16 protein-coding genes and 1 pseudogene are annotated in these 25,409 nt (G+C 67.4%); 9 read left to right on the plus strand and 8 right to left on the minus strand.

Translation table 11 applies throughout. The features are described from left to right. Positions 1–10: 10 nt before the first annotated feature. Entirely contained in the window at positions 11–646 is a 636-nt protein-coding gene (locus AC16DP_RS21990; protein ID WP_329730704.1) for a hypothetical protein, read from the plus strand. A gap of 106 nt (positions 647–752) precedes the next feature. Beyond that, a complete protein-coding gene (locus AC16DP_RS21995) occupies positions 753–2,012 on the plus strand; it encodes a DEAD/DEAH box helicase (protein ID WP_329730703.1) in 1,260 nt (419 codons plus the stop codon). A 30-nt stretch (positions 2,013–2,042) separates the two neighbouring features. Here the strand turns inward: AC16DP_RS21995 and AC16DP_RS22000 are convergent, their stop codons facing one another. Continuing rightward, entirely contained in the window at positions 2,043–3,332 is a 1,290-nt protein-coding gene (locus tag AC16DP_RS22000; protein ID WP_329730702.1) for a hypothetical protein, read from the minus strand. A gap of 467 nt (positions 3,333–3,799) precedes the next feature. Between AC16DP_RS22000 and AC16DP_RS22005 the strand changes: the two genes are divergently transcribed. Together AC16DP_RS22005 and AC16DP_RS22010 are read left to right on the plus strand one after the other, a co-directional pair. Further along, positions 3,800–4,255: a hypothetical protein gene (locus AC16DP_RS22005; RefSeq protein WP_483956849.1), complete on the plus strand. Its 456-nt coding sequence runs from the start codon at positions 3,800–3,802 to the stop codon at positions 4,253–4,255. 1,442 nt (positions 4,256–5,697) lie between these two features. Next, positions 5,698–6,204, plus strand: coding sequence for a phosphoribosyltransferase family protein (locus AC16DP_RS22010; RefSeq protein ID WP_483956850.1), 507 nt, complete (start codon positions 5,698–5,700; stop codon positions 6,202–6,204). Positions 6,205–6,520: 316 nt separating this feature from the next. Here the strand turns inward: AC16DP_RS22010 and AC16DP_RS22015 are convergent, their stop codons facing one another. After that, positions 6,521–6,784 (minus strand): hypothetical protein, encoded by a 264-nt coding sequence (locus tag AC16DP_RS22015; protein WP_329730701.1) that lies wholly within the window; start codon positions 6,782–6,784, stop codon positions 6,521–6,523. Positions 6,785–7,255: 471 nt separating this feature from the next. On the opposite strand from AC16DP_RS22015, the pseudogene AC16DP_RS22020 reads away from it, so the two are divergent. Together AC16DP_RS22020 and AC16DP_RS22025 are read left to right on the plus strand one after the other, a co-directional pair. Next, positions 7,256–7,648: pseudogene (locus AC16DP_RS22020) on the plus strand (DEAD/DEAH box helicase); the annotation flags it as partial. Positions 7,649–7,885: 237 nt separating this feature from the next. Continuing rightward, positions 7,886–9,454 carry a helicase-related protein gene (locus tag AC16DP_RS22025; protein ID WP_329730736.1) on the plus strand — a complete coding sequence of 523 codons (1,569 nt, stop codon included), beginning with the start codon at positions 7,886–7,888 and terminating at the stop codon, positions 9,452–9,454. Positions 9,455–11,333: 1,879 nt separating this feature from the next. On the opposite strand, the gene AC16DP_RS22030 is transcribed toward AC16DP_RS22025, so the two are convergent. The 6 genes from AC16DP_RS22030 to AC16DP_RS22055 form a co-directional block, all read right to left on the minus strand. Then, positions 11,334–12,587, minus strand: a complete 1,254-nt coding sequence (locus tag AC16DP_RS22030; protein ID WP_483956851.1) for a DNA cytosine methyltransferase — start codon at positions 12,585–12,587, stop codon at positions 11,334–11,336. A gap of 290 nt (positions 12,588–12,877) precedes the next feature. Beyond that, positions 12,878–14,527: a sensor histidine kinase gene (locus AC16DP_RS22035; RefSeq protein ID WP_329730699.1), complete on the minus strand. Its 1,650-nt coding sequence runs from the start codon at positions 14,525–14,527 to the stop codon at positions 12,878–12,880. Then, positions 14,524–15,900 carry a peptide ABC transporter substrate-binding protein gene (locus tag AC16DP_RS22040; protein ID WP_329730698.1) on the minus strand — a complete coding sequence of 459 codons (1,377 nt, stop codon included), beginning with the start codon at positions 15,898–15,900 and terminating at the stop codon, positions 14,524–14,526. Before AC16DP_RS22040 ends, AC16DP_RS22035 begins: the two co-directional genes overlap by 4 nt. Continuing rightward, a complete protein-coding gene (locus tag AC16DP_RS22045; RefSeq protein WP_329730697.1) occupies positions 15,897–17,276 on the minus strand; it encodes a VCBS repeat-containing protein in 1,380 nt (459 codons plus the stop codon). Before AC16DP_RS22045 ends, AC16DP_RS22040 begins: the two co-directional genes overlap by 4 nt. Next, positions 17,273–19,861, minus strand: a complete 2,589-nt coding sequence (locus tag AC16DP_RS22050) for a penicillin-binding protein 1A (RefSeq protein ID WP_329730696.1) — start codon at positions 19,859–19,861, stop codon at positions 17,273–17,275. Before AC16DP_RS22050 ends, AC16DP_RS22045 begins: the two co-directional genes overlap by 4 nt. 129 nt (positions 19,862–19,990) lie before the next feature. After that, positions 19,991–21,040 (minus strand): tetratricopeptide repeat protein, encoded by a 1,050-nt coding sequence (locus AC16DP_RS22055; RefSeq protein ID WP_329730695.1) that lies wholly within the window; start codon positions 21,038–21,040, stop codon positions 19,991–19,993. Between the two features lie 274 nt (positions 21,041–21,314). Between AC16DP_RS22055 and xth the strand changes: the two genes are divergently transcribed. The 3 genes from xth to AC16DP_RS22070 all read left to right on the plus strand — a co-directional run bounded on the left by xth (position 21,315) and on the right by AC16DP_RS22070 (position 25,057). Then, entirely contained in the window at positions 21,315–22,085 is a 771-nt protein-coding gene (xth, locus tag AC16DP_RS22060; RefSeq protein WP_329730694.1) for an exodeoxyribonuclease III, read from the plus strand. A gap of 215 nt (positions 22,086–22,300) precedes the next feature. Further along, a complete protein-coding gene (locus AC16DP_RS22065) occupies positions 22,301–23,251 on the plus strand; it encodes an acyl-CoA dehydrogenase family protein (RefSeq protein WP_329730693.1) in 951 nt (316 codons plus the stop codon). A 168-nt stretch (positions 23,252–23,419) separates the two neighbouring features. After that, positions 23,420–25,057 (plus strand): GMC family oxidoreductase, encoded by a 1,638-nt coding sequence (locus tag AC16DP_RS22070; RefSeq protein ID WP_329730692.1) that lies wholly within the window; start codon positions 23,420–23,422, stop codon positions 25,055–25,057. The last annotated feature ends 352 nt before the right edge of the window (positions 25,058–25,409 follow it).

Genomic DNA, 25,409 nt, shown 5'->3' on the forward strand with positions numbered 1-25,409 from the left:
GAGGCTCCCCTTGTCCAGATGCGTGGCCGTGCGGTGCATGTTGGTGCTGCTCTTCCTGCTCCCCACGGTGGCCCGGGCGGGGCAGGGGTCGAGGTTGCGGCTCGTGCAGCCTCCGATCGTGGAGACCCCGCCGAGGTTCCTCCCGGACCCCGTGCCCGTGGCGCCACCCGTGCACCCCTTGTGGCAACGGTTGCTCGTCGAGGGAGGCGCGGGCGTGGGCACGGGCCTCGCGGGAGCGCTCGTGGGCCTGGGGACGTACATGCTCGGGAGCGGGGTCCGGCTCATCCAGCCCGAGGAGGGCCCGACGGTGCTTCCCTTCCTGCTCACCGGAGCGGCCCTCGGCTTTCCGCTGGGCGTCTGGTGGGGCGGCGAGCTGATGGCGGGAGACGGGGGCCTGCTCGCCACGTTCGGGGGAGCCGCCGTGGGAGGGCTCGGGACGGTGGGGCTGTGGGCGTTGTCCGAGCGCTCGGGCCAGCCGCTCTCCGGCGTGTTGAAGGGCGTGGCCATCCCCCTGCCGGTGGTGGGCGCCTTCCTGGGGTACGAGCTCTCCTCCGGCCTCCGGAAGAAGGCGGTGGGGCTCCAGCTGCGGCCGGCCGTCGTCCTCTCCGCCCACCACCAGGCGCTGGTGCTGGCCGGTTGCTTCTGAGGGCTCGTGGGCTGGGGAGGCGTCCGGCCCCCGACAGCGCCACGGACAGGACGAACGGAGCACGAGCCGGGTGGCCCCGAAGGGGGCGGCGTGGTACCCCCAGAGCGTGAGCGACACTTTCGACCAGCTGGGCCTGTCCCCCGAGTCCCTCGACGCCATCCGCCGCGCGAGGTTCGAGCGGCCCACGCCCATCCAGGCGCAAGCCATTCCTCCGGCGCTCGCGGGCCGGGACGTCATCGGCTGCGCCGCCACGGGCACGGGGAAGACGGCCGCGTACGTGCTGCCGTTGGTGGAGCGCTTCGCCGGCCGCAAGGGCACGCTGGGTCTGGTGCTGGCGCCCACCCGCGAGCTGGTGCAGCAGATCGCCGGGCCGGTGGAGTTCTTCGGGGGCCCGCGTGGCGTCACGCACGCGGTGGTCATCGGCGGCGAGGACATGGCGGCGCAGGCCGAGGCCCTGAAGCGCCGGCCCACGCTGGTGCTGGCCACGCCGGGGCGGCTGGTGGACCTGTTGGGGGCGCGTATCGCGGCGTTTCCGCAGCTGGAGGCCCTGGTGCTGGACGAGGCGGACCGGATGCTGGACATGGGCTTCCAGCCGCAGCTCGAGACCATTCTCGCGGCGCTGCCGAGGCGCCGGCAGACGCTGCTGTTCTCCGCGACGCTGGGGCCGGACGTGAGCCACTTCGCGCGCGAGGAGCTGCACCGGCCGGTGCGGGTGGAGGTGACGCGCAGCGGGACGCCGGCCGAGCGCGCCGAGCAGCGGCTGTACGTGGTGAAGCCCGAGGAGAAGTCCGCGCTGCTGCTGACGCTGCTGGCGAGGGACGAGGCCACGGCGCTCATCTTCGCGGCGTCGAAGGAGCGGGCGGACAAGGTGCACAAGGCGCTGGAGCGGGCGGGGTACAGCTGTGGGGTGCTGCACGCGGACCGGACGCAGAGCCAGCGCAACCAGACGATGAAGGCCTTCCGGGAGGGGACGTACCGGTGTCTGGTGGCCACGGACATCGCGGCGCGCGGGCTGGACGTGGAGGACGTGGGGCACGTCATCAACTACGACCTGCCGCACGCACCGGAGGACTACGTGCACCGCATCGGCCGCACGGCGCGGGCCTCGGCGAGCGGCGTGGCCTCGACGTTCGTCACGGCGAAGGACCGGCTGATGACCGAGCGCATCGAGCAGATCATGCGGGCCGGGATTCCCCGCGCGACGGTGCCACGCGAGGACCCGGTCTTCCAGGCGGAGTGGGAGCGCCACCAGGCCGCGCAGAGAGACCCGGGCCCGCCGCAGAAGGACCACGGGATGTCCAAGCGGGACACGGGACAGGCTCCGGGCCGTCACGCGCGGTCGCACGGGCGCGCGCCTCGGAAGTGAGGCGGGAGGCGCGAGCCCGGTGCTTCAGGGCTACTGGAGCTCGACGTAGGTGAGGAGCCGGGTCGTCCGGGTCTCCACGTACGGGTCGCTGGACAGGCTTCCGGTGAAGAAGCTCGCGTAGCCGCTCGCGTTGGCCTGCCAGCTGGTGGCGGCCCACACGCGGTAGGAGCCCGCGGGGAAGGTGGTGACGGGGGCACTGTCCGCGGGGGCCACCACGGTCCAATCCAGGGGACCCGGCCCGATCGTCGCGGCGAGCTCCACCTCCGTCAGGTGCGCGGAGGCATCGGGACTCCAGCGCAGGACGAGGCCGGCGCGCGAGGCGCTGGGCGGGTCCTCCAGGGTTCCCACGGCGGGAGATGTGATGCTCGGCGGGTTCAGGAACGTGACCTGCGCGGACGAGCCGGTGCTCACGGGCATGTTCGTCTCGACCTGACCCCCCGGGAGCTTCGCCGCCTCACCCGAGGAGACGCGGAGCATCGGGGTGACGGTGTCGAAGGGTGCCGTCCGGGCAATCATCGGGACGGAGAGGGGCTGCGTCCCGGAGGCGCTCGTGCCGAAGAGGAGCCGGCCGCCCAGGATGTACCGGAGCGAGGCGTTCAGGGTGGTGTCGGGGATCTCGCCGCTCGCGACCGTCACACCGAACGACTGGTCCACGGGGTGGTCGAGTGCGACGTCCCGCCCGCTGACGGTGGTGCCGGCGCTCACGGCGATGTCGCGCGCGAGGCCGACCCGGACGACCGTTCCCTCGGTGCCGGTGGTCTCCTGGGCGAAGAGGTCCACCTTGCCGGGAGCGTCACCGCGGATGTCGATGCTGAAGGAGCCGTCCTCGGACAGGGTCGTGGTGCCGTAGAGGCCATTGCCGGCCACGGTGACGGAGAGGTTGCTGGGATTGGACGCGCCCGTCACCTTGCCGGTGATCGTGCCCTGCTTCGTGAAGGGGATGGCGCCCAGGAGATAGAGCGAGCTCGGCAGCCAGACCTCGGGTCCGTTGAGCGCGAGGTAGGTCTTCGCCTCCACCGTTCCGGTGGAGCGCACCATCACCAGCGTCACGTCTTGCGGCCCCGTGATGGCCGGGTCCCGGAAGTGCACCACGCCGCTGCTATCGAGGCGCGCGCGGTACTTGCTGCCATCGCCGAGCAGCACGTCGACGTTCCTGTACAGCTGAAAGGTGGAGGTGACTTCGCTCGGAGCGTGGACGGTGAAGGTGGGACCGGTGGGGTTCTGCCCTGAGCCGCCATCAGGATCCGGGTCGACGGTGGGGGAAGACGGACAACCAACGAGGAGCAGCGCGAGGAGAGGAATCAGTCGGGTCTGGGTCATCGCGCGGCACCACACGGCCGGGCACCGAGCCTCCTGACGGAGGGCCGATGAGAAATGTGAATGGGCCTCTTGCGCATCACTCGGGAGATGCGTGCTTCCTGCTACTCGATGCTGTGCTCGTGCTGAGCTGTTACCGAGCACGCTGGATGAGGGAAAAGCGGGCCAGAATGAGAGCGCTGGGTGATGGGCAAGCCTTCAGCGGGCAGGGGTAGCCCATCACCGAGACTGGAAAGGCGAGGCACGTTGGCTGATGGGATGGCCACGAGCCCGTGGGTTGGGCGAGCCGCTCCCATCCTGGCCGGTCCGTGTCAACGACCAGGAGCAGGAGTAGAGCGGTTGCCCGAGGAGAGCGGAGCTGCATGGCGGATGAGCAGGGGGGAGACCCGCGGTGGACAGAGCCACCCGTCCCTGGGTTCCGCGACAAGACGAACATGGAGCAGAAGCCAGCAGGCGGGGGGAGCCCGCCCATGAGCGGGCGGATCGAGGTGTCGCTGCCCAGCGCCGATGCGGCCCGTCCACGCACGTGTCCGATGTGCGGCCAGCCAGCCTACGAGGGAGGAGAGGTGTGGATACACGGGCATGGAGTGGTGCAGCGGCAGCAGAGAGGGCCCGTGTCCCCAGGAGGGGTGGGAGTGAAGCGGGAGGTGGCGTGCCGCCGCTACCGCTGCAAGGCGTGTACGGCCGTACTGACGGTGCTTCCGGAGGCCGCGCTGGCCCGCAAGCACTTCTCGGGAGCGGCGATGGCGCTGGCGTTGGCGCTCTGGGGCTTGTGTGGCTGGAGCGCGGCCCCAGGTACGAGCCCTGGTGGGGGGCCGGATGCAGACAGGCGGCCCGTCGCGAGGATGGCGGACGCTGGCGCGCTGGGTCCGGCAGGTAGCGGACGGGACGCTCTGGGCGTCGCTGGATTCGCGGGCCCAGGGTGAACCCAGGCAGGTGGCGGCACGTGTCGCACAGGCCTTGTGCGGCCTGGCACCGCCCTGGGTACGGGCCGCCGGGTTGCCCCACCAGGCGTTCGCCGGGGCCAGCCATGTGAACTGATGGGCATCAGCGCTCCGGCGCAGGCTCCGAACCGCCCACCGGGTTGGGGGGAGCCGGACTGCATACGCTGCCCGAATCCGGCCTGCCTCCGCACGCCCACGCCCCTGGCTGCGCGTCGGACAGCAAGGCTGGACGGGACGGGTGTGCCCTGCCGCTGGGGGTGCTACCGCGCGCATCCGGGACAGCTTCCACTTCGATGGATTGGACAGGCTGCGCGAGCGCAGCCCGGCTCCTTTCGCCGCGGCTCCATCATCCCCCACGGCGGGGAGTCGGCCGCCTGTGGCGCGAGAGTAGACACGCTCCCCCTCGCGTCACCAACGTTGACCCCCTGGGCTCGGCGCGCGGCGCCCTGCCTCGTGTGCCCCGCTCCTGCGGCGCCGTCCAGGGCAGGCTCGCTTTCACGAGTCGCTACGCGCCCCTGGACAGCGTCCTCACCGAGTGGTGGGCCGACCGCGTGAGGCCGGAGGCCTCACCACTGGCGGAGTCGGGTCGGAGCTACTGCCGCCGAGTGCATCAATGTTCCTGCCACCTGACACCGCCCCCCCTGTAATCCACGAGTCCCCCCTCCCCGGACCCCTCCCCATCACCCACGGTGGTACACCACCATCGGCGTGATGCCCATCAACCAGCTCGCTCACGCGCCCATCAACCAGCTTGCGCGGTAACACTGAGCGACCTGCGGAGTCCCAGGTGTCTCCAGAGATGAGGTGGTTCCACCCCATGCCTGGAGTCCTTCACTGTCTGCCGCGTAGGACCCTCCACTGCGGGCATGGAGACAGGACGTGCCTGGTTGGTGCTCTCTCTGGGAGCAGAGCGTGAATACGCAGGGAACGTGGGGTATGCCGATGAGCTAGAGACGGTCTACCGCTCCGACAGCTTCGTTCCGAATCATCGGCAGATGAGCCCGCCCCAGAAAGATACGGTGTCTCCAAGCGGGCCTTGCGCGTAAATAGCAGGTATGCTTACGAGCCATGAGGTTCCAGCCCACTCGAATTCGACCCTGTAAGAATGTGGAGCGTTTGGTCCTGTGAGTGTGAGTCCACTTTCCCGCGTGCTATGTGCCGAGTGCTTCGCAGCGCTTAGCGCTCTGGATGACGCCTCGTTGGCTCGCGCAGTGGCTACACCAGTAACATTGCCAGCGGCCTTTATTGGTACGCATACCGTCTGCCACTCGTGTCAGTCCGTACGACGTGTCGGCGATGCGCATGAGGCGTACTGTGCACTGCACGCCACCGGTCTAGTGCTGTCCGTGGTTGGCTGGGCATCAGGCACTTCGGAGGCGCTACGGGACGACCTCCGGCGTGTGCGATCGCGCACAAATGTGTTGGTGAGCCGCCTACTCGCCATTGCTGCCAGAGATGCTCTCCGGATGAGCAGAGGAGGCATCTATAATGCAGTTGATACGGTTGTTGCCCACATTCCCATGAGTGGCGCTACGGGGGCTGATGTCTTTGCTAGTGTTGCTGCGAACGTTGCGGTTCAGCTTGGCCTTCCATTTATCGAAGGTCTACTCGCCCGGGACAAACGCCGATCGACGCGAGGGAGCGTTGCTGAAGCGCGAGCGAGAATTGCCTCGAACGAATATCGAGTCGTGCCAGAGCCGGGTACACGTGTAGTTGGTCGACGGATCGTTCTGCTCGATGACACTGTGACGACTGGACATACGATGGCAGGTGTTGCGCATATGCTGCGCGAGTCAGGTGCATTAGAGGTATTGCCGGTTGTGTTGGATCGTGTTGTATCGGCGCGGTTGCTCCAACGCGTGACGCAGCGAGCAGCCGATAGATGTCCCCACGTACCCGCCGCGTTGCGCTCCGGCGGCAGACCATTCTGAGTCAATGCTCTACCAACTCTCTGATGCTCGTGCAGTGCTTGATACATGGGTGCGTGCTCTTCTTGAGCGCATCACGCCGATTGGTCCTGATGCCCGCACTCTTGATGAGATTACCGCGGCAGAAGTACTCGATCTCGCCTACCAGCAAGGCGCGCCGATAGATGCGTGTCTTGCTGCGCACGCTCTTGTTCCTCAGTATGTCGAGCAATCCGAGCGAGTAGGTGGCCCCTCTGCAATGAGCGTCACTTTCCCGCTCGATGTTGATGACACTGGAGGACTGCTTGGCGTGCGAGTTGTGGCGCGTTGGGGTCAGGGGTCAGAGCTGAAGATCGGTGAACGAGGTCGAGAGAAGGTCGTAAACCCAAACCGCTCGATACCCCAAGAATTTAAGCGTTTCCGCATTGGGGGTACGGACCATGAACTCGGTGAGCCAGACGGTGACCGCCTGCGTGCCGTCGCGGGCCCGCTCCGCGAAGTGTTTCACGATGTGGTCGTCGGCTTTGATCGACAAACTGGAGAGGTCGAGCGGCGACTCAATAGCCCTGCCCTTGACTTGGTTTACGGGACCGTGGATGAACACGGGACCATTCTGGCAAGCCGGGGCGAAGGTGATTCATTCATCGGGCGGCCCATGGTGCGCGACACTCGGAGAGCACAGCCACTCTATCTCTGGGCTGAGACGCGGGAGGCGGCAGTTCAGCTTCGCGTCTCATGGGTGCGTCAACGCGCAAACCGGGTACTCGTGACTGTGAGCCTTCGCAATGTTACCCCTGAGCGAGAGGATGACCGCGCAAGCGCCCCGATGTTGGGAGCGCTCCTCATGCCGCACTTGCTCGTAACCACGCTGGGTGGCATGCCAGACTTCCCGCCACAACAATATGCGGAAGCTAAGGCGGGATTGATTTCGCTAGCCGACGAGGATGCTCGACGGCTGGAGTCTACCCGGCGGCTCTACGCTGTACGCCAGTCGGGGTGTATTGCTACCCGATCACCTGCCGAGCCCAACACCGTTGTTCTTACGACGTTCGGCGTATTTGATACGCCCCGTGAAATGCCTGCCCCAGGACCAGAACTGGCGGCGTTGACCACTTCGCCTGCGTCTTTACTTGCAGAGATAAACATACCAACCGAAGAGGTTCGTGCGCTTGTCACGAATCGCTGGACTGTCATTCAAGCCGTGTTGAGGGCTGCTGGTTCGGCGTTCGGCTTCACTCGACTACACCGGTTCCAATGGGACGCCATCCAGGCAAATCTCAAGTTTGTTGCTAGCGGGGCGCACCGTCCTGTCACGGTTGTTCGCGCACCAACTAGTGCAGGGAAGACGGTCGTTTTCCTCGTGAACGCCGCGGTCTCAGCGCTTTGCCCTCAAGAGCCGGGAAGCGCCGTTCTTGTTTTCCCGACACGCCTTTTGAACGAGGACATGTTCCGGCGACTCACCGCATTTGTGTACGCCCTCCGCACTCACGAGTCTACAGCGACCGCGACAGGGGGGCTTCTCATGGGGACAAGTGACCCGCTTTATCGTGTGTTGCTCGCACCAGATGAAGGCGAACCAATGCATCACTTCGGGCGGTGCCCCGCATGTAATAACCATGCGCCGCTAACAGCAGTGATTGGCACTGGCGCAAGTGTAGGACGCATTTTGCCAGCATGTTCTGCATGTGGACACCGCGTGGACTACATGTTCACGACGTTTGAAGTCGAGCCATTTCTGCCCGACATTGTAATTGCAACACCCGACAAGTTGCTCTACGAGGCCACTGTCCAGAAGCACGAAACTTATCGCATAGGGCTTTTTGGCGCGCCGGTGCGCCGCTGTACTTTGTGTGGGCGTGCATGCCCAGATGTCCATCTGCAACTCAAACCGGATGCGATGCGCTGCCAGCAGTTTCATAGGAACGCTGGTTGTCCTGGGACTACACGAGGGCCGATAGAGGTTCGTCCCATTCGGTACATGGGCTTCGATGAGGTGCACAGTCTTTATGGTGTGACTGCAACCTACCTGTCAATGTTCCTGGCCAGCCTTCAGGCGCTACAAGTATTCCTCTCTCAGCGGCGAGAGGGCGGTCAAAATGGTGTTGGTATTCGATTTGAGACGGCGACTGCAACTATATCCAACGAGACGGAGCTTATCGAAGCGCTCACGAGACGGCGTCAGTCAGTTGGTGAAATTCTTTTGATTCCAGCAGAGGGACAGGCGCACGATTATTTCCAAATCGTCAATCCATCAGTCCGCCATCGAGTGCTCGTTACTTTACCAACGCGTACTTCCTCTAAACGGGCATTCATCCAATCCATCCTGAATGCTTACGAGCACCTGCACGGCCAGCGAGCCGACCTTGAACCACGGCTAGCATCGATGACGCCACATTCTCAGGATTGGCGTTTTCTCCTCGGTTATCTCTTCAAAAAGCAGGAAGGCGCGGACATGCGGCGTGCTTTGCGTGACATGTACCGCAACACTGTGGGAGATGACCTGAGAGTCGAGTTCTTGAGCGGAGAGGCTCCGAAGGACCAGATCAGCAACATTCTGACGCGAGCACTGCAAGGTGAAATCGACATCCTGCTAGCGAATCTCGTAATTAGTCTGGGTGTCGATATCCACGGGTTAAACCACATGGTCATGCTCGGGATGACGCAGAGCTTCACTGAATTCGTGCAAACTGCCGGACGGACGGGGCGCGGACTGCGCTCAAGTGGTCACGTGCATGTGATCCTCCAGCCGTTCAATCCTCGTGATGCGTATGTGTACCGTCACTTTCACGCAGTGCTCTCTGATGTGAGCGGCTATTACGACGTGCTACCGGTTAAGAGTACGAATCTGTTCTGTGCCGGTGAAATGTTCGGAAATATCGTGAAGGCCACTCTTGTGGGCCTTTGTTTCCGTCCCCAGCGACCTCGCTGGCCAAATGCGATTGGGGTCCGCGATGCACTTGGCGGCAGGGATGCGCAGATACGTGGTGGGCTTGCTGGGTTGCTCTGCGATGACCCTCAGTTGCTTGCGGATACTCGTGACCTCGTTGATACGCGATTCCGCGCGTTGATGGACCAGCTGTCTCAACAGAACGCCTTTCTTTCTGCCATCATGACTGCGCCGACATCCGATTGGCTGATACGGAGTCTTCGTGGGCGTCCAGGAAACGTGGTCCGAGTGACGTGTGCTGACGATGCGCTGCTTGCTCGTCTTCGCGCACCTGAGGGGGGACAGCCAGAAGACGAGCTTGGCGATGATACGCTGGTCTCCAATTGAACATTGGTATTCTGAACGCTTTCACTGAGTAAAACCATGTCTCGACCTCAAAGTATTTCTCCCTTGCAGGTTCTATATCAAGCATTTCCAGATGCAGTGCGCTTTGTGCATGGCCAGATAACGCGTGTGCGGACGATCGTTTCCTCTCGTGGTGATCGTGAAGATCCTCTGAGTGGATTGGTGCGCCGCTCTCTGGCGCGGCGCATCTTGGTTGAGCTGCAACGTCGATATCAGCATGACACGGATCTCGCAGCGCGCCGTGTTTTACGCAGGAACGCTGCTGGCAGCAGCGCCGCCGTAGGGGCTCTGCCCCAACCTGAGCCTGATTTTGTGCTCCCTGATGGGTTTGATGCGTTTTTAGAAAATCCCAGCGCAGAGAGCACTGGTGGGACGGACAATAGTACGCCTTCTCAGCCGCAGCTCCCTGCTGAGGGAGACATCAGCTTGATTGAGGTTGATGAGGACGCGATCGTTCGAACGCGAGTCTTTCCAAGGACTGTTCATTGTCAGCGCTGTGGGCATTTTTTCCTGCTGGATCCGAGCAATGTGCCTTCTACTCTCGGATGCCCATGTTGCCGACAGAGCATGCTGCGCGTTGAGCCTATTATCTTCGTTTGTGGCCGATGCGGCGACATGCGTGAACTAGTTCCACCACTTGAACGGCGTGGTGACATGCGACGCCCTGGGATGGCCGAACATGCCCTCGGTGCAGCGACTGTGTGTCCAGACTGCGGGCGCGGGCACGTGCATCTTGAGAAGCACGGGACCAACCAGGTCGCACAATGGGAATGGCGCTGCACCGCACGTTGTGGCTATCAAATCGTACTACAGCAGCGCTGCCTGCGTTGCGCTCTGCCATCTGCCGGGGATGCCCAAGGGAGCGTCATCTTTATGAACGCAGTGCCTGCGAGCGCGCCCAATGCTTTGCAATCGTTGGTACACCAGGAAATGTACGTCAACAATCGTCCGGTTGACCCAGTAACGCTCCACGCTGCTGCTCGTGAAGCGGTTACACGTCGTATGTCAGATGCATTTCTGGTTGACATAGCAGACAGGGAACAGGCGCCCGCAGATTCCCTCGATAATGAGGCACTCGCCACGTTACGTAACGCTTGTATTGCGCGTGCATTCTTGGTCGGTGGAGTGTCAGCTGTGACTGTGGCATACGGGTATAAACCGGGCAATGCTGCCGCACATCCTCAGTCGCGGGTCGCGCCCGATGAGCGTCTCGCTACTCTTTTTGGTGATCCGGAGGGCTACTCTCGCTTCCGAGCCTTCTCTCACTCGACCATTGGCAGTGCCCTTGTGCTGCAATTCGATCCTGTGCGTGTCCTGGAACGCCTTGGTCTCGATTCGACGAGCACGCTGGAGGATGTGCTCGCGCAAGAGTCGGCATCTATCTCCAGTCGAGAAGTACGCGATCTCTTGACTACAGAGGGACAATCAATTCGCGCTTACCGGGCACTGCATGCGGTAGAGCATGCCCTCCTTAACGCAGCAATGCGTCAGATTGGAAGTGAAACACTCGGTGCGCGCCTTTTCCCAGCAACTGCTACGGTGGTGCTGTTCGAGAAGAGTTCAGTTGGGCGTGGAGGCGTCATCCAACTCGTTAATGGAGGCGCAGGCCTCGTGCAGCTCGTTGAAGCTGCGCGTGACTTGACACTTGGCTGTGCTCAGGGGTGTGCAGATGGCTGTCCGACTTGTGCGTACGTGGCTCGTGATCAGTATTGCGTACACCCGCTAGATGAACTCGGAGCGGCGTGGCTACCAGCGAACATCCTTCTTAGCAGACGTGGTGCAGCCGCGATACTCAGCGAGGAGTATACCAGCTGAGCGAAGTCCCCATGAGCAGGCGTGCTCATTGCATGTATTATGATGGTTAAATGGTTGGGTGATCGGAATTTGTGCCTGAGAGTGCGCGTGCTCCGGGCCCTTTCCCCTCTCCGGGGTGTGCCTCGTGTTTCCCCTTGTATTTGTAGTAGGCCGCAGGAACTTTGCGAGCCCGCTCTTTACGCGGCACGTCGAATCTTTGGGATAGGCGTAGCCTTGGGGGGTGTTCAATATCAGGTAGGTCTAGCAACTGCGTTCGAATAGCTCTCGCGAGTACTTCAGCCAAGAGCGAGGGTACTGCGTTGCCGACTTGTCGCTGGATGGTGTTTATGCTTCCTAGAATATTCACTTCGTTGGGAAACGTTTGAAGCCGACAGAGTTCCCGCATACTGAGCCGGCGGTTCTTCCAGTGGAATGGGCCGGAAGCAGGCCCTGGTTGTGCGGGAATCGTCCATGAAGGAAGCTGCTTAGAAAGCTTCAGTAGGAAACTCCAGTACCGGCATCTCCATCCGAATAGCGGCTCTCCTTCGCCCTCTGGAGTGTGGTGCAGGTAATTGCTCCCCTCCGGAACTGAGGGCAGCAGGTCCGCCCACTTGCCCTTTACCTTGAGTTCAGGCGAGGTGTCGTTTTTAAGATCTCCAATTGCATCCCACGCAGTACGGTACTTTTCCAATGCGGAGTCTGGGGGAGGCGAACTTGCATGGGTGGGTGATGGGAACGTGAAGGCGCGCCCATCTCTCGCTGCAATCACAAAAAGTCTTTCTCGGATTTGAGGCACACCAAAATCCGCGGCGTTAAGGATTTTATACTTCGGTATGTAATTGCTGCCTGTCCGATGGTTGATGCGCTCGAACTCCTTGAGCAGCATTTGCAGGCCTTCGTCCTTGCCGCGGTATCCGAGCCCTACAACGTTCTCAAGCAACACGGCTTGAGGTTGTGCTTCTTCTACTACGCGGAGGAAATGCTCCAGGGTATTAGCTCTTGGGTCTGCCAGACGAAGTGTGTCCTGTCGCTTCCAATAACCAGCTTTACTGAAAGGCTGGCAAGGCGGCCCACCAATCACGAGTGCCGCTTGCCCCTTCTCAAGGCCTGCCTTTTCCAGGATCTTGTCCGTGGATACCTTAGTGAGATCGTTCTCCATGAGAGGCCAGTCCTTTCGATTGGCCTTCAGCGTCCGGCAACAGTCAGCATCCATCTCTACCGCAATCGCGGTCCGAAAGCCGGCGGCCTCGAATCCGTAGTCGAGACCTCCAGCACCAGTAAAGAGGCTGATCACTGCTGGTTCATTTATACCTCTCCGCACGCTTCCTCCCTGAGTGTCAGTCGTCCCATCTCACAAACGGACCTGAACTCCCGATTTCCGCGCGGACTATAGAGCCCTGCTTGGCAGGAGTAGAGCGCTACATGCTTGAAAGTGCTTCTTGAGCCGTGCTTCTGCCGCACAGTGTGAGCCCGCTTCCGAGGTAATTACCTAAAAGGTGGGTAGATTGTGCCAACGTCTTAGGTGATGTGGCAAGCCGAAATCTATTAGGAACTCATCTGGGCGGAGAAAATGCGGCAGGCACCCCTTACACCTTGGTTTCTGCGGCGTCGTCAGCGCTCGCGCGGCAGCGACAAGGTGAAGCAGGCGCCCTGGCCGGGCTCGCCGCCCACGTCCAGCTTGCCGCCGTGCTCCTGGAGGATCCTCGCCGCAATTGCCAGTCCCAGGCCCGTGCCGCCCTCCTTCGTCGTGAAGTAGGGCTCGAAGATGCGCGCTCTGTGCTCGGGCGGAATCCCCGGGCCGCTGTCCTGCACCTCCACCACCGCCTCTTGCTCGCTGCCTCGCACCCGTACGTGCAGCGCTCCGCCTCCCTTCGCCATCGCCTCCTCGGCGTTCTTCACCAGGTTCACCAGCACCTGCGTCAGCTGATCCCGGTCCGCCTTCGCCACCACCCCCGGCTGCACCTCCGAGTGGATGCTGATTCCCTCCGGGGGTGACGCGTAGAGCGACAACACGCTCTGCGCCAGCTCGCCCAGGTCCACCGGCTCCAACTGCGGCTTGGGCAACCGTGCGAACCGGCTGAACTCGTCGACGATCCGCTTCAGCCGGTCCACCTCTTCCAGGATGACGCCCGCGCTCTCCCGGAACAGCGCCGGGAAGCGCGCGTCCCGCGCGTCCTGCACCGCCATCAGCGTCTCCAGCGACATCCGGATCGGCGTCAGCGGATTCTTGATCTCATGCGCCAGCCGCCTCGCCACCTCCTGCCATGCCGCCACCCGCTCCGTGGCCACCAGCCGCTCCGTCGTCGAGCGCAGCTCCGTCGTCATGTGGTTGAACGTCTTCACCAGCTCGCCCACCTCGCCCGTGGCCTTCACCTGCACCTGCACGTCCCACGCCCCCTCGCCCACGCGCCTCGCTCCCGACGTCAGTGCCTCCACCGGCTGGGTGATCCGCCTCGACATCAGCAGCCCCAGCAGCACCGCGAAGCTCAACCCCAATCCGGCCAGCAACAGGAACGAGCGGAACACGCCCACCGTCGCCTCCCGCTCCGCCGCCCGGCTGAACACCAGCCGCACCGTGGCGGCCTCGCCCAGTGGCAACACGCGCGCCACCGTGGGCGGCGTCACGCTCCCCGCCCTCGCCACCACCGTGTCCCCCGACAGCAGCGCCACCTCCGCCCCCGTGAGCCTCGACAGGTGCGCCGCCAGCCCCTGGTCCAGCAGCACCCCGCCCACCACCCACAGCCGCGAGTCCCCGTAGTCCACCGGCCTCGCAGTGACGAGCGCGGGCACCTCGCGCAATCCCTGGTCCCCTCGCACCGCCACCTTCACCGGCACCGGCTTGGGGGACTTCTCCTTCGTCACCGCGAAGAGCGCGGGATCCGGATCTCCCCGGCGCGCCGGCAGGTGCCCGGAGGACAGCGTGGTGCCCTTGCGATCGAAGAGCGACAGCACCGTCAGGCCCCGGCTCTTCATGAGCGGTTGGGCCGTGTCCGCGCGGATGGCCCGGGCGGGCGATTCACGGGCCTCGCGCGCCAGGTCCTCCATGGCGGAGCTCTCCACCAGCTCCTCCACCGCCCGGCGCGCGTTGGCGGCGGCTCGCTCGACGGCCTCCTGCGCCGAGGCCGTGGCGCCTTCCATGCGCGCGTCCAGCCCTCGCGACAGCGTGGTGCGCAGCTCCGTCAGCGTGAAGGGCACCATCACCGCCAGCGGCACCAGCGCCAGCAGCGCGAAGGCGAGCGCCAGCCTCGTCCTCAGTCTCATCTCCGGGCTCCCGGGACACCCGTCACCGCCGGTTGCAGCCAGGCCCCGTCCAGCATGGGCAGCCCCTGGGCGTCGAAGACGAGGCCTCCCACCTCCGGCGCCGCGCGCAGTGCCAGTCCCTGCGCGTACAGCGGCAGCAGCGGCACCGACGCGGCGAGCGCCAGGGCCCGCTCCCTCGCCCGCGTGTCTCGCGCCGCGGCGTCGGGCAGGGCGCCGATGCGTGGCAGCTCCACCCCGAGCAGATCCTTCCGGCCCGCGGCGTCCAGCACCACCGCCAGCGCCGGGCCGGGCACGGGCGGCAGCAGCAGCGAGTGCAGCATCAGCTCGTACTCGCCCCGGGCCCAGCGGGCGCGCAGCTCGGCGCGAGGCAGGGGCTCCAGGGCCACGGTGTAGCCCCGGTCGTGCAGCCGCACCTGGAGGCGCTCGGCCACCGCGCGCTGGTCCTCGTTGCCCGCGTCGTACACGAGCGTCACCTTGCGTCCGGCCTGGGCCGTGGGCGGCGGTGTGGGGCGCGCACCCGGGGACACCGGGAGCAGCGCGGGCGGAAGCAGGTTCGGCATGGGCACGGCCGGCCCGCGCACGAAGAGGCGCGTGAGATCCTCGCGCTCCAGGGCGCTCTCCACCGCCTGCCGGAAGTCCGGGGGCACGCGCCTCGGAGACCAGGCCAGGTACGTGGCGTACAGCGCCGCGCCCGAGGGCGTGCCCGCGTCGGCCAGGACGCCGAGCGCCACCTGGGCCTCCTGGTTCGACCACAGGCGCGACAGTCCCCGCTCATCGGTGGCCTGCAGGCGCACCCTGTCCAGATAGGGCCGGCCCTGGCTCCACGCGAGCCGCGCTTCCACGGTGTTGGCACCGACGGCGGAGAACGGGCCGAGCGCGGCGGGAACGGAGCGCGGCGGAGCGAGCGCGGGGTGGCAGAGCGCGCGCTCCATGTCCGGCCACGGGAAGCCGAGCGCAAGCTCCAGGGTGTCGCCGGTGGGGGAGAGCAGCCGGCCCTCGCCGCGCAGTGGGAAGAGCAGGGCGCGGTAGGGCGAGGGGGCCTCGGTGCCGGCGAGCCGGATCCACGCCCGGGCGAGCGCGGTGGCCTGCGCGGGCGAGGCCAGCGTGAGGCGCACCACCTGCGGAGCGGGGCGCGACAGCTCGCGAGCGAGCGCGGGTGATGCGTGCCCGTCCGGGGCCAGCTGGCAGGCGGGCCGCGAGAGCAGCCCGAGCAGCGTGGCCTCGAGGGGGCTGTCGGCGAGGGCCGGCTCACCGGGCTCGGCGGGGCCGGTGTGGGCGACGCGCAGCTCGCCTCCGTACGGAATGCGGCCAGCGCCGAGCGACGGCGTGGCCCCGAGCAGGAGGAGGCTGGCGAGGGCGTGGCGGAGCGTCATGGCGCACCCTGGCGCAGGAGGAAGAGCTCGCCGGTGCCGTCCGGCTTCGTGAGGCCCACCACCACCTCGCGGCGCTTGTCCCCGTCCAGGTTGGCCGTCACCACGGACAGGGCGCGGCCGGAGGGCAGGGAGCCCTGCCACAGGGGCTCATGGGCGGTGGGCTCGCTCCCATTCGTCTTGAAGACGCGCAGGGCGTCCGGCGAGGGTTGGAGCTCGGGCGAGGTGGTGAGCAGCTCCGGCGTCCCATCCCCGTCCAGGTCTCCGAGCGCGCTGCCGGCGCCGAGCCCGGAGAGCGGCACGGGCGCCACCGAGGGCTGGGAGAAGAAGGAGGCCGAGCCATCCGGGTGGACGAGGAGCACACGGGAGTTGGCGGCGCTGAAGGTGGTGATGCGGGACGTCACCGCCAGCCGCTGCTCGCCGGTGCCGAGCCGCACCTCGGGGGCGAAGGCCGTCTGGCCCGGGACGAAGCTGCCGCGCGCATCGGGGCCCAGCGGCACGGCCTCGATTCGGGACACGCCCCGCAGTGCGCCGTTCTCCAGCGTGAGCACCTCGCCGTGGGCGAAGCGGGTGGACCAGGCGGCGAGGCGCGGTGGCCCGGAGAGCACGGCGAGCGCCCCGAAGGGCTCGCGGGTGGGGGCGGGGCCCGGGGGCAGCATGTCCAGCGAGCGCTCCGCGAGGAGGCTCCCCTCGGCGGTGAAGACGTGCACGGCGTGCGCGGTGAGCACGGCCACCTCGTCCTTGCCGTCCCCGTCGAGATCTCCCGCGGCGAGCGCGGCGGGCGGAGAGGGCAGGCGCGCGAGCACGGCACCCAGCAGGCGCAGGGGGCGCGGCTCCTCGGGGGCCGGAGTGGGCGTGCGCGGAGGCTCCACGGCGGCGAGCGCGAGCGCCGCGGCATCCGCCTCCACGGCCTGGGCGATGGCGGCGGCGGGCGAGGGCGCGCGGGGGGCGGTGCGGCCGGACCAGAAGTTCACCCAGGTGCCGAACGCATCGCCGCGGGCGCGCAGCTCGCCGGCCTCCACGCTCAAGCTGAGACGCACGAGGGCCCGGGCGCCCTGCTCACGGGCGAGTGTCTCGGCGGCCTCGGGCGAGGGGGCCTCCAGCATCTCCAGGACAAAGGGAGCGAGCCCGGCGGAGGCGAGGCGCGAGGCGAGCAGCGTTCCGAAGGCGCGCCGCAGCTCGGGGGTAGCGCCGGAGAGGTGGAGGGCCACGGGGGCTTCGGGCTTCATCGCCCGCACGTCCGTGGCCACGGCCTGGGCGAGCCGCTCGAGGGCGGGCGTGGCCGGGGCCGTCGTGGCGGCCGGTGGCGGAGCGGGAGTCTGGGCGGCCGGAGCGGGCAGCGCGGCCAACAGGAGGGCGGCGGCGAGGGCCCGGCTCACAAACCCCCCCGGCTACCTTCCTGGAGGAAGAAGTCGCTCGGGCTGACGTGGCCGGGCGGGGGCGCCTCGGCGGTGGGCTGGGTGCCATCCAGGAAGGACTCGAGCCGGCCGGGCACGGAGTTGCCCGCGAGCAGTCCGGTGACGGGATCGATGCGCACCTGCACCACGCCCGGGGGAATCTCGAACTCGCGCGAGGGCAGGCCCTCGTGGGCGGCGCGCATGAACTCCAGCCAGATGGGGAGCGGGGCGCGGCCACCCGTCTCGGAGCTGCCCAGGGGCGAGTGGTCATCGAAGCCCACCCACGCGCTGGCCACCCAGTCGGCCGTGTAGCCGGAGAACCACGTGTCGCGGCTCTCGTTGGCGGTCCCCGTCTTGCCGGCGGCGGGGCGGTTGAGCTCCGTCACCGCGCGGGCCGTGCCCTCCTCCACCACGCTGCGCATCAGCGACGTGGTGAGGTAGGCCACCGCCGGGGGCAGCGTCTCCTCGAAGGCCGGCTGGTGCTCCTCGAGTACCTTGCCCCGCGCGTCCGCCACCTTGAGGATCATCAGCGGCTCGGCGTAGCGGCCGTTGGCCTGCAGGGTGGCGTAGGCGTTGGCGGCCTCCAGCAGCGTCACCTCGCCGGTGCCCAGCGCCAGGGTGAGGTTCTCCGGCAGCTCCGAGCGGATGCCCGCGCGGCGGGCGAAGTCGATGGCCGTGGCGGGGGTAATCGCCTCGATGAGGCGCACGGACACGGTGTTCTTGGACCTGGTGAGCGCCTGGCGCAGCGTCATGGGGCCGTCGAAGGAGCGGTCGTAGTTCTGCGGCTTCCACGTCTTGCCGGTGTACGGATCGCGGATGGCCTCGGGGGCGTCGTTCACCGTGCTGATGGGGGTGAAGCGGCCGCTGCCGAGCGCGGCGCCGTAGAGGAAGGGCTTGAAGGACGAGCCGGGCTGGCGCCTGGCCTGTGTGGCGCGGTTGAAGGGCGAGGCGGCGAAGTCGTAGCCGCCCACCAGCGCCACCACGTAGCGGTTGCGCGGGTTGATGACGACGAGGCCGCCCTGCACGAGCGGCACCTGATCCAACGTGGCCTCGAGCAGCGCGGGCGAGGGCGTGGCGCGGGTGATGCGCACCCGGACGATGTCGCCGGGCTTCATCACGTCGGACATCTTCGAAGGGGCGCCCTTGCCCTTGAAACGCGCCCAGGTGACGGTGGAGAAGGTGATCTCCGCGGCGCGGCCCACCAGCTCCACGCGGGCCTTCTTGCCCGTGTCATCCACCTGGGAGACGAAGCCGTGCACCTTCAGGCCCTCCTTCAGGGGCTGCAGCTGCACCGCGAGCGCGAGCTTCTCGTCGGCGGAGAGCCGGGCCTCCTCCTCCTGCTCGGTCTCGGTGACCACCGCGGGCGTCTGCTCGGGCGGCGGGGGCGTGGTGGGGGACTGCGCGAGCGAGGCCAGGTCGGCCACGTAGGCGCCTTCCTTCTGGCGCCGGCCCGCCTCCTCGATCTGCTTCGCGATGAGGGGCTTGAGCTGCTCGAAGCGCGCGGGCTCCAGCGTGCCCACGGGGCCGCGGTAGCCCTGGCGTCGATCCACGGCCTCGAGTCCCTTGCGCACGGCGTCGTCGGCGATCACCTGGAGCTTGGGATCCATGGCGATGTCCACGCGCAGGCCGCCGGTGAGCACGGCGTCACCGCCGTAGCGCGCCACCAGCGTGCGGCGGATCTCCTCGGCGTAGTACGAGCCCACCTCGGGAGGAGGCCGCGGGGAGAGGACGATGGGCTTGTCCATCTCCTTGTCCACGGTCTCCTTGGGGACGAAGCCCTGCCCGGCCATCTGCCCCAGCACGTAGCGCTGGCGCTGCTTGGCCTTGACGATGTTCTTCTCCGGGTTGATGCGGTTGGGCGACTGCACCGTGCCCGCGAGCACCGCGGCCTCGCCCACGGTGAGGAACCTGGCCTGCTTGCCGAAGTAGTAGAGCGCGGCCTCCTCGATGCCATCGCGCCCCTGCCCGTAATAGGACTGGTTGATGTAGAGGCCGAGGATCTGATCCTTGGTGAGCGCCTGCTCCACGCGCGGGGTGAGGATCCACTCGCGAATCTTGCGCGCGAGGCTGCGCTCGGGCGTGAGCAGCATGTTCTTCACCACCTGCTGCGTGATGGTGGAGGCACCGGACTTGCGGCTGCCGGGGATGAGGTTCTTCACCGCGGCGCGGATGATGCCGAAGATGTCGAGGCCCTCGTGCTTGTAGAAGTCGGCGTCCTCGGCGGCGAGGAAGGCGTTGCGCACGTGGGGCGGCAGCTCCTTGACGTCCACCACGGTGCGGCGTCCCTGCGGCTGGAAGAACTCGGAGCAGATGGAGCCGTCGGCGCAGCGGACCTTGGTGACCTGGGGCAGGCTGTAGTTGCGCAGCGCCTCCACCGAGGGGAGATCCCGGCTGTAGTACAGGTAGGCGCCCAGGACGGTGAGCGCGAGCAGCACGAGGCCCACGGCGCCGAGGACGAGGAGCCGCTTCGTCCATCGCCACAACCGGGCACCCAGGCCGGGACGGGCCGGAGGAGCCGGGGGTGCCGGAGGCGTGGCGGGAGGAAGGGGGGAGGGCTGGGAGCTCATCTCTCGGGCCGGGTTCATGGGACGCGGGGACAACAAAGGGGGGGGCGACGTTAAACCGCCGGGCGGAGAACCGGAATGGGCAGGAGGCCCACCGGGCGGGGGGCCTCCCGAGACACGCGGGGCCCCTGACTATTCCGGGCACCCCGGGGACGTCCGTCCCCCGAGGATCGCCTGGACATCGACGGAGGCGCGGGCCTCGCGATTCAACCGCTGGAGGTTGAGGCGGGCCTTGAGGTCCCCCGGGGACAGCCGCGTGGCGGTGTCGAAGGCCATGCGCGCCTCCTCGTAGCGGCCGAGCCGCTCGTAGGCGAGCCCCAGGTTGTTGTGGACGTAGCCCACCTGGGGAAGCAGCCAGGCGGCCTGGGCGAGCGCCTCGACGGCGAGTGCGTCCTGGCCGGTCTGCAAGTAGGTGAGCCCGAGGTTGTTGAGGGCATACCCGTGGTACGGGTCGAGGTGCACGGCCTGTTTGAACCGGATGATGGCCTCGGTGAGCTGGCCGGCGGCGAGGTGGATGCGGCCGAGCACCTGGTAGACCTCGGGGTACTCGCGGTCGAGCTCGAGCGCGGCCTCGGCGGCGCGGAAGGCGCCCTCGGTGTCGCCGAGCTCCAGGAGGAGACGGGCCTGCTGGACGAGGGGCTCGGGGCCGTCGGGGAAGAGGACGGCGAGCTCGCGGTACGCGTCGGCGGCGAGCTGCTTCTGGCCCGAGAGGCGGGCGAGCTCGATGAGGGCATCGAGGGCCTGCTCGGCGGCGTCGACGTCGTCACCGGCGTCGTGGACGGCGCGGCGGGCCTCGGTGAGGGCACCGGAGAGGTCACCCTCCTCACGCAGCGCGCGGGCGCGGTCGAGGTGGGCCACGGGGTAGAGGTGCGGCTCGTGCGGGAGCGAGAGGGAGTCCGCGGGCTCTGCGGGGGCGAGCTCCTCGGCTCGCGAGAGGGGCTCGTCCGGCATCTGGGGAGGCGGGGGGAGGCCGGCCGTCTCGGGCAGGGCATCGCCCGGCGAGGGGAGCGAGGGCGGGGTGGAGAAGGCGACCTCGGTGGTGGGCTCGCGGGAGGGGAGCACCCGGTTGTCGAGGCGGTTGGCGGTGGACGGGAGCAGCCCCTGGGGCCGCCGCAGCTGGCTGACGTCGCAGGCGGTGAGGGAGAGGGCGGCGAAGCAGGCGGACAGGACGGTATTCCTCATGGTGCGGCTCCTTGTCGGGAGGAGCTCATTGCGACGCCCGTGCCAGCCGTGTCGCGGACTCCCTCTCCCTCTGGCAGAGGGCGGGGGTGAGGGTCTCCGAGGACGCCTCCCCGCTCCCCGGACAGCCTCCGTGCGGCCGGTGGGCCACACCGGGGAAACCCGGGGCCCGAGGGCCGCGGTGCGACAGTGCGCTACAGGACCCACGAGGGGGCCGCGGTGGGGAGGAGGGGAAAAACCGTGGCGGGGTGGAAAGTGACGTGCGACGTTGGGCGGGATGAAGATCGCTGCCTGGAACGTGAATTCGGTCCGCGCCCGGCTGGACCGGCTGGTGGATTGGCTGAAGAGCACTCAACCGGACGTGGTGTGCCTGCAGGAACTGAAGTGTCAGGACACCGAGTTCCCGATGGAGGCCGTGCGGGAGGCGGGCTACCACGCCGCGGTGCACGGGCAGAAGACGTACAACGGGGTGGCCATCCTGGCGAAGACGGAGCCCCAGGATGTGGTGAAGGGCCTGTCGGACGGGGTGGACGACACGCACGCGCGGCTGATCGCGGCGACGGTGAACGGGGTGCGGGTGGTGAGCGCGTACGCGCCGAACGGGCAGTCGGTGGGCTCGGAGCAGTACGAGTACAAGCTGGAGTGGTACGGGCGGCTGAGGCGCTACCTGGACACACGGCATAAGCCGGGCGAGCCGCTGGTGCTGTGCGGAGACTGGAACGTGGCGCCGGCGGACATCGACGTGTGGGATCCGGCGCTGTGGCAGGGGCAGACGCTCTGCACGGACAAGGAGCGCAAGGCGCTCGAGCACCTGTGCGGGTTCGGGCTGACGGACACGTTCCGCAAGCTGTACCCGACGGAGCAGAAGTTCAGCTGGTGGGACTACCGGATGCTGGCGTTCCCGAAGAACCAGGGGCTGCGCATCGATCACATCTTCGCGACGGCGCCGCTGGTGGAGCGGCTGGTGGCGGCGGGAGTGGATCGGGACGCGCGCAAGGGGAAGCAGCCGTCGGACCACGCGCCGGTGTGGACCGAGTTCAAGGACTGACGCGGACGCGAGGGGCCGGACAGCGCGCGACGGACACGAAGAAGCGCGCGGCCTCTCGGAGGGGCAAGCAGTTCGTGGCCAAGCTCCACGCGCGGCAGCAGCCGGTGCCCCCCCTTCCGGGCGCGCGCTTCCCCAACTGGTCCGACAATCGGACCAGTTGCTCGACTTCGAGTCCGGCAGGTCCCCGGCCTCCGGGATTCGTCTAGAGTGGCCGGATGGACGAGCTCCTGCGGTTCCTCCTCTCCGAGCCCCCCACGCCAGCACCCCTCGGCTCCGTCGGGGATTGGTGGACGCGGCACCTTCAACTGTCCTCGCGCTTCTCCCTGCCCGTGGACGTAGCGTTCGCCGGGGGCTTCGCGGCGGATCGCCTGGGCTACGCGTTCGCCTCGGGCTACCACTCGGCCCTGCGCGCCTTGTTGCCCCAGCTGCCGCCCCGGCATCGCTATGCGCTGTGCGTCACCGAGGCCGGGGGCGGACACCCCGCGGCGATGCAGACCCGGCTCACGGATTCGGGCAAGGGCGAGCCGCGGTTGGAGGGCACCAAGGCCTTCGTCACCCTGGGCACCGCGGCGGACGAGTTGCTGGTGGTGGCCAGCGAGGGACAGGACGCACAAGGGCGCAACCGGCTGCGGCTGGTGCGAATCGACTCCCGGCGCGCGGGGGTGACGGTCACCGAGCTGCCCGAGACCCCCTTCGTCCCCGAGGTGCCCCACGCGGAGCTGCGGCTGCACGACGTGGCGGTGGCGCCCGAGGAGGTGCTGCCGGGCGATGGTTACGAGCGCTACGTCAAACCGTTCCGCACGGTGGAGGACTGCCACGTGTTCGCGGCGGTGCTCGGGTGGCTGCTGCAGGTGGCGCGGCGCTCGGGCTGGCCGGACGAGGTGCGCGAGGAACTGCTGGCGCTCGCGGTGACGATGCGGGGACTGGCGCAGGCGGACGCGGCGTCACCCGCGGTGCACCTGGCCCTGGCGGGAGCCATCGACCTGCTCCGGAGACGGGTGGACGGGCTGGGGACGCTCTGGGAGCAGGTGGCCGCGCCCACGCGCGAGCGCTGGGAGAGGGACCGGCTGCTGCTCAACGTCGCGGGCAAGGTGCGAGCGAAGCGGCGGGAGACGGCCCGCCAGAAACTGACGCCCTCCGAGGGTGGACAGACCTCGCTGGAGTAACACCGACCCCATCTCCCCTCTCCCTTCGGGAGAGGGACAGGGTGAGGGTGCCACGGGCCCCGGGTTCCCACCCGTGCCCGGGTGCCTGCCCTCCGAGCGGGAAGATGAGCGCATCCAGCGCGCTCCCGGGTAGTCTGTGAACCATCCCCGGTAGGGGGGGAGGACACGATGGATTTCGACTGCGACTGGCTCATCATCGGCTCGGGCTTTGGCGGCAGCGTGAGCGCGCTGCGGCTGACGGAGAAGGGCTACCGGGTGGTGATGTTGGAGAAGGGCCGGCGCCTGCGGGCCAAGGACTTCCCCGAGACGAACTGGAACCTGAAGAAGTGGCTGTGGATGCCGCAGCTCGGGTGGCGGGGCCTGTTCAAGATGACGTTCTTCCGCCACGTCACGGTGCTGTCCGGCGTGGGCGTGGGCGGAGGCTCGCTGGTGTACGCGAACACGCTGCCCATCCCGAAGGATGACTTCTTCCAGGCGCGCTCCTGGGGGGCGTTGGCGGACTGGAAGACGGAGCTGACGCCGCACTACGCCATGGCGCGCAAGATGCTCGGGGCCACGGTGAACCCGCTGCGCACGCTGCCGGACGAGATCATCCAGCAGGTGGGCAAGGACATGGGCCGCGAGGACTTCCAGTCCACCACGGTGGCCGTCTACTTCGGCAAGCCCGGGGTGACGGTGCCGGACCCGTACTTCGGCGGCGAGGGCCCCGAGCGCACCGGCTGCAACGCGTGCGGCGGCTGCATGACGGGCTGCCGCTTCAACGCCAAGAACACGCTGGACAAGAACTACCTCTACTTCGCCGAGAAGCGCGGCCTCCAACTCCACGCGGACACCGAGGTGACGTGGGTGCGCCCGCTGCCCGGTGGCGGCTACGAGGTGGAGGCGCTCGAGGGCACCTCGCGCTTCTCCCGCCGCAAGCGGCGCTTCACCGCGCGCCAGGTCATCTTCTCCGGCGGCGTGCTGGGCACGGTGGACCTGCTGCTCAAGCTCAAGGCCCACCCGGACGGACTGCCCCGGCTGTCGGACCGGCTCGGCGATGGCGTGCGGACCAACTCGGAGGCGCTCATCGGAGTGATCGCCGGCAAGCGCTTCCACGACAAGGACCTGTCCAAGGGCATCGCCATCGGCTCCATCCTCCACACGGACGCGCACTCGCACCTGGAGCCGGTGCGCTACGCGGCGGGCTCGGACTTCTTCCGCTCGCTGATGGCGCCCCACGTCGGAGGCACCACCGCCCTGTCGCGCATGGCGAACCTGGCCGGCCTCTTCCTGCGCCACCCGCTCAAGGTGTTCCGCTCCTGGTTCACCCGCGACTTCGCCCGCCGGTCGATGATCCTCCTCTACATGCGCACGCTGGACGGACACCTGCGCATGCGGCGCGGGCGCGGGCTCTTCACGGGCGGAACGAAGGGCCTCACCACCGGCCTGCAGGAGGGCCCCGCGCCCACCGCGCACATCCCCGAGGCCACCGAGCTGGCCCACCGCGTGGCCGAGAAGCTGGACGGCCTGCCCATGACGCTGGCCTCCGAGTCGGTGATGGGCATCCCCACCACGGCCCACATCCTCGGCGGCTGCTGCATGGGGGACTCGCCCCAGACGGGCACCATCGACTCCCAGCACCGCCTCTTCGGCTACGAGGGCCTGTACGTCATCGACGGCTCGGCCATCTCCGCCAACCCGGGGGTGAATCCCTCGCTCACCATCACCGCGTTGGCCGAGCGCGCCATGACCTTCATCCCCGCCCGGCAGCAGGTGGACGAGCCCGTGCGGGAGATCGCCGCGCGTCCCACCGCCGTTGGCGCGTGAGCTTCACGGCGGTTGCATGGCTGGTGGGGGAGCGCTCGTGGTACGACTCGGGCCCCCCATGACGGCAACCAGGTGGAATCGAAGAGGCGCGCTCACCTGCGCGCTGCTGCTGGCCACGGGCTGCGGCCTCGTGGATGCTCCGGGTGACATTACGAGGTGCCCATGGCGCCCGCCCGGCGTGGACCGAGTGGAAGGTGCTGCCCACCCTGGCCCTGGGCTTCGGGCCCAACGTGGCTCCGGGTCAGTAGTAGCCGCACGGCCTCCGGGGAGACGGAATCGGAGAAAACGAGATTAGCCGCCTTGACCGGTGGGTCCGGGAAAGACTAATTCCACCGGTTGGGCTCGTTTTCTT

This window comes from Archangium sp., assembly GCF_057119385.1.

Excerpts from the sequence above, each read along its gene's own strand:
- AC16DP_RS22000 (WP_329730702.1), bottom strand. The coding sequence starts at position 3,332 with ATGACCCAGACCCGACTGATTCCTCTCCTCGCGCTGCTCCTCGTTGGT.
- AC16DP_RS22005 (WP_483956849.1), top strand. The coding sequence starts at position 3,800 with ATGAGCGGGCGGATCGAGGTGTCGCTGCCCAGCGCCGATGCGGCCCGT.
- AC16DP_RS22025 (WP_329730736.1), top strand. The coding sequence starts at position 7,886 with ATGTTCACGACGTTTGAAGTCGAGCCATTTCTGCCCGACATTGTAATT.
- AC16DP_RS22035 (WP_329730699.1), bottom strand. The coding sequence starts at position 14,527 with ATGAGACTGAGGACGAGGCTGGCGCTCGCCTTCGCGCTGCTGGCGCTG.
- AC16DP_RS22040 (WP_329730698.1), bottom strand. The coding sequence starts at position 15,900 with ATGACGCTCCGCCACGCCCTCGCCAGCCTCCTCCTGCTCGGGGCCACG.
- AC16DP_RS22050 (WP_329730696.1), bottom strand. The coding sequence starts at position 19,861 with ATGAGCTCCCAGCCCTCCCCCCTTCCTCCCGCCACGCCTCCGGCACCC.
- AC16DP_RS22055 (WP_329730695.1), bottom strand. The coding sequence starts at position 21,040 with ATGAGGAATACCGTCCTGTCCGCCTGCTTCGCCGCCCTCTCCCTCACC.
- xth (WP_329730694.1), top strand. The coding sequence starts at position 21,315 with ATGAAGATCGCTGCCTGGAACGTGAATTCGGTCCGCGCCCGGCTGGAC.
- AC16DP_RS22065 (WP_329730693.1), top strand. The coding sequence starts at position 22,301 with ATGGACGAGCTCCTGCGGTTCCTCCTCTCCGAGCCCCCCACGCCAGCA.
- AC16DP_RS22070 (WP_329730692.1), top strand. The coding sequence starts at position 23,420 with ATGGATTTCGACTGCGACTGGCTCATCATCGGCTCGGGCTTTGGCGGC.